This is a genomic window from Pseudonocardia lacus (assembly GCF_018531445.1).
Taxonomy (GTDB): Bacteria; Actinomycetota; Actinomycetes; order Mycobacteriales; family Pseudonocardiaceae; genus Pseudonocardia; species Pseudonocardia lacus.
Genome location: NZ_JAHDTH010000349.1, coordinates 1 through 4,208 on the forward strand (window position 1 = coordinate 1; position 4,208 = coordinate 4,208).

Sequence of the window (4,208 nt, forward strand, 5' to 3'; positions counted from 1 at the left end):
CGGCGCCGGGGCGCCGCCCGACCAGTGCCAGCGGGCCACGGCGACCTCGGCCAGCAGCGCTTCGACGGCGCGCGAGGCGGGCCGCTGAGGCAGCGACCGGCAGCGCTGGTCGAGCAGCAGCAGCCGGGCCAGCACGGCCGGGTCGCCGATCTTCACCCGGCGGGCGCTGGCCAGCTGGCTGAGCATCGCCGGGCTCACCCCGAGCGCCTTGGCCAGCCGCGCCTGCGAGACGCGCAGGACGGCGGTCAGCGCCCGGACCCGGTCGCCGAGGGGGACCCCGTAGAGCTCGCGCTGCCGCTCGCGGTTCGCCGCGATCCGCCCTGCCGCTTCCCCGGCTGTCGTGGTCATACCGGGATGCTCGCAGGGGCGGGTGCCCTCCCGTGGCCGAACGGGAGAATCCGTGGTGATCGGGCGCCGGTCAGCCGCCGAGCAGCTCGCGGGTGCGGGCCACGTCCTTGTGCATCTGGGTGACCAGCGCGTCGACGTCGTCGAAGCGCTCCTGCCCGCGCAGCCGGTGGGAGAAGTCGACGGCCACCTCGAAGCCGTAGAAGTCCTCGTCGACATCGAGGACGTAGGCCTCCACCGTGCGCTCGCGACCGGAGAACGTCGGGTTGGTGCCCACCGAGATGGCGGCCGGCAGGCGCCGCTCCCCCGCGCCGCCCGCGCCGGGGGCCCCGACGCCGGTGGCCGCGATGGCGAACCAGCCCGCGTACACGCCGTCGGCGGGCAGCGCCGTGAACGGCGGGGTGGAGACGTTGGCCGTGGGGAAGCCCAGCTCGCGGCCGCGGCGGTCGCCGTGCACGACCACGCCCTCCACGCGGTGCGGGCGGCCCAGCGCGGCCGTGGCGGCCTCGACGTCGCCCGCGTCGATGCAGGAGCGGATGTAGGTCGAGGAGAAGGTGACGCCGTCGTCGCTGATCAGGTCGAGGCCCTCCACGCCGAACCCGAACCGCTCGCCCAGCGCGGTGAGCATCGCGACGTCGCCCTGGGCGCGGTGACCGAAGGTGAAGTTGCGCCCGACCACCACGTCGGCGGCGTGCAGCCGCTCGACCAGCACCTCGTGGGCGAACTCGGCCGGCGGGGTGCGGGAGAGCTCCGCGGTGAACGGGAGCACGCAGAACGCGTCCACGCCCAGCTCGGCGACCAGGTCGGCGCGGCGGGTGAGGCCGGTCAGCCGGGCCGGGTGGCTGCCCGGGCGGACCACCTCGGCGGGGTGCGGGTCGAAGGTGACGACCACGGCGGGCAGCCCGCGCTCGCGGCCCCGCCGCACGGCGTGCCCGATCAGTTGCTGGTGGCCGCGGTGGACCCCGTCGAACACCCCGACGGTGACGACGCTGCGCCCCCATCCGTTCGGTACGGCTTCCAGGCCACGCCAGCGCTGCACACTCCGGAGCCTACGGAAAGCCCCGCGGCGCGCTGCGCGACGGGACCGCGTTGGGCCGATCCGGTCACGCCGGGGCCAGTACGACGACCGGGCGCGCGCGACCCTCCCGCTCTGCGACCAGCGCGATCACGGCGCCATCGGGACCGAAGACGCCGTACGTGCCGGGCAGGTCGACCGGCGGGAGCGGGCGGCCGTGCGACAGGTCGGCGGCCAGTTCCCCGTCGACGTCGCGGCGGGCGAAGGCCACCGCGACCGCCTCGTCCAGCGACAGCGACAGTCCCGGGTCGGCCTCCAACTGCTCCAGCGTGCGGGCGTGCGCCAGGGTGAACGGGCCGACGCGGGTGCGGCGCAGCGCGGTGAGGTGACCGCCCACACCGAGCCCGGCGCCGAGGTCGCGGGCCAGCGCGCGCACGTAGGTGCCCGACGAGCACTCGACCGAGACGTCCAGGTCGACCCGGCCACCGTCGGCCCCGATGCCGTCGCGGCGGGCCAGCAGCGTGAAGTCCGACACGGTGACCGGTCGGGCCGCCAGCTCCACCCGTTCGCCCGCGCGCACCAGCGCGTAGGCCCGCTTGCCGTCGACCTTGATGGCGCTGACCGAGCTCGGCACCTGCTCGATGGCCCCGGTCAGGGCGGCCATGCCGGCCCGCACGGCGTCGTCGCCCACGCCCGACGCGTCGGCCTCGGACACGACCTCGCCCTCGGCGTCGTCGGTGGTCGTGGCGGCGCCCAGCCGGACCGTCGCGGTGTAGGCCTTGGTGTCGAGCGCGAGGTGGCCCAGCAGCTTGGTGCCGCGCCCGACCCCGCAGACGAGCACCCCGGTGGCCATCGGGTCGAGCGTTCCGGCGTGGCCGACCTTGCGGGTGCCCAGGATGCGCCGCAGCCGGGCCACCACGTCGTGCGAGGTGAAGCCGCCCGGCTTCGCCACCACGACCAGGCCGGACGCGGTCGTCGTCGCCGTCATCGGGCGATTGTCCCGAAACGGGCGGGAGATCGGCGCACCGGCTCGGAAGTAGGGCGTCCCGCGGCGACGACGTAGGGCGTTGGCCTGACGACGCAGCGCAGCGGGGCGGCGAGGGTGGACGCGGACCGGGGACCGCCGATCCGGGCCCCGTCGACCGAGGAGCCGCGCATGACCCGTCCGCCGACCGCCGAGCCGACCACCGACCCGACGGCCGCCCGCCCGAGCACCGCCGACCTGCTGGCTTCCGCGGGCGCGGGCGACGAGCGCGCCTGGGGCGAGATCGTGCGCCGCTACGGCGACCTGGTCCGCGGGGTGACCCGCTCCTACCGGCTGCAGGACGCCGACGCCCGCGACGCCGAGCAGCGGACCTGGCTGCGGCTGGTGGAGAACCACTCCACCGTGCGCGACCCCGACCGGCTCGGCGGCTGGCTGGCGACCACCGCGTCCCGGGAGTGCCTGCGCATCCTGCGCGACCGCCGCGGCACGGTGGTCGGCGGCACGGACGCGGTGCCCGCCGTGGACGACGTGGAGCAGCGGGTCGTCGACGCCGACACCGCCGCCCGGCTCTGGGAGATCATCGGCCGGCTGCCGCCCCGGGGGCGCACCGTGATGCAGGCGCTGTTCGGCGGGGAGGCCCGGCCCTACGCCGAGGTGTCGCGGATGACCGGCATCCCGGTGGGCAGCCTGGGCCCGACCCGGGCCCGGGTGCTGGACCAGGTCCGCGAGCGCTTCGAGGCCGAGCGGGCGTCGGTGGCCTGAGCGGGGGTGCCGGGCTCAGCGGCGGCGGCGCTCGGGCCGGCAGCGCAGCAGCACCGCGCTGGCCTGCACCCGGCTGTGCACGCCGATCTTGGTGTAGATCCGGCTGACGTGCACGCCGACGGTCTTCTCGCTGATGAACAGCCGACCGGCGATCTCCCGGTTGGTCCGGCCGTCGGCGAGCTCGACGAGCACCTCCAGCTCCCGCGCGGTCAGGGCGACCAGCTCGTCGTCCTCGGCCGGGCGGCGGGCGGCCACCGGCTCGACGGCGCGGGCGGGGGGCGGGCCGCCCAGGCGGACGCGCGCCAGCGCGGCCAGCTCGTCGATCTCGGTGAGCAGCGGGACGGCGCCGAGACCGGTGGCGATCCGGGCCGACTCGCGCAGCGCCGTGACCCCGGCCGCCGAGTTGGCCCGCCGGGCCAGCAGCGCCTCGGCCCGGCGCAGGTGGCTGTACGCGGCCGGGTAGGGCCGGCCGAGCTCGGTCCACGCCCGCGCGGCCCGCTCCCAGGCCTGCGGGTCGGACCGGTCGGCGGCGCGGCCCTCCTCGGCCAGCCTGCTCAGGGCGCATGCCCGCGCGAGCGGGGCTGATCCGCCGTCCCGGTGGGCGGGGTCCTCGGCGCGGCGCAGCCGATCGATCAGCTCCCCGTCGGCGTGCCGGATCCCCAACCGGGTCAGCTCGGCGGCGGCCCGCGCGCCGCGGCGCAGCACCGGGCCGAGCTGCCCCAGTTGGTCCGGGCCCCGGTCGAGGAGGTCGAGGGCGGCCGCGACGTGGCCGAGCGCGGGCTCCGGGCGCAGCCGCCACAGCGCCAGGTCGGCGGCCAGCGTCCGCCACGCGACGCGGTACCGGGTCCCGGGCGTGCCCTCGGCCAGGGGCCGCGCCGCGGCGAGGTCGTCCTCGGCGGCGTCGAAGCATCCGCGGGCGGTGCTCAGCCGGGCCCGCGCCAACCGCACGTCCAGCTCCGCGAGGCCCGTCGGCGCCGACCGCCACGCCCGGTCGAGGACGGCCCCGGCCTCGTCCCACCGGCCCGTGCCGAGCAGTCCCCGCGCCGCCACCGCCAGCAGCCCGGCGCCCGCCCCGCGGGCCGTGCCCAGCTCGGCGGCCCG

4 protein-coding genes and 1 pseudogene are annotated in these 4,208 nt (G+C 77.5%); 1 reads left to right on the forward strand and 4 read right to left on the reverse strand.

Translation table 11 applies throughout. From position 1 onward, the window contains the following. The 3 genes and pseudogenes from KIK08_RS37470 to truB form a co-directional block, all read right to left on the reverse strand. Positions 1 to 348 (reverse strand): annotated as a pseudogene (locus tag KIK08_RS37470) (hypothetical protein); the annotation flags it as partial. A 70-nt stretch (positions 349 to 418) separates the two neighbouring features. Further along, positions 419 to 1,384 (reverse strand): bifunctional riboflavin kinase/FAD synthetase, encoded by a 966-nt coding sequence (locus KIK08_RS37475; RefSeq protein WP_214408062.1) that lies wholly within the window; start codon positions 1,382 to 1,384, stop codon positions 419 to 421. 64 nt (positions 1,385 to 1,448) lie between these two features. Then, positions 1,449 to 2,348, reverse strand: coding sequence for a tRNA pseudouridine(55) synthase TruB (gene truB, locus KIK08_RS37480; RefSeq protein ID WP_214408063.1), 900 nt, complete (start codon positions 2,346 to 2,348; stop codon positions 1,449 to 1,451). 168 nt (positions 2,349 to 2,516) lie between these two features. On the opposite strand from truB, the gene KIK08_RS37485 reads away from it, so the two are divergent. Beyond that, entirely contained in the window at positions 2,517 to 3,107 is a 591-nt protein-coding gene (locus KIK08_RS37485; protein WP_214408064.1) for an RNA polymerase sigma factor, read from the forward strand. 15 nt (positions 3,108 to 3,122) lie between these two features. On the opposite strand, the gene KIK08_RS37490 is transcribed toward KIK08_RS37485, so the two are convergent. After that, positions 3,123 to 4,208: helix-turn-helix transcriptional regulator (locus tag KIK08_RS37490; RefSeq protein ID WP_214408065.1), on the reverse strand; the 1,086-nt coding region annotated here is incomplete at its 5' end.

Coding starts and splice junctions, on each gene's coding strand:
- truB (WP_214408063.1), bottom strand. CDS start 2,348: ATGACGGCGACGACGACCGCGTCCGGCCTGGTCGTGGTGGCGAAGCCG.
- KIK08_RS37485 (WP_214408064.1), top strand. CDS start 2,517: ATGACCCGTCCGCCGACCGCCGAGCCGACCACCGACCCGACGGCCGCC.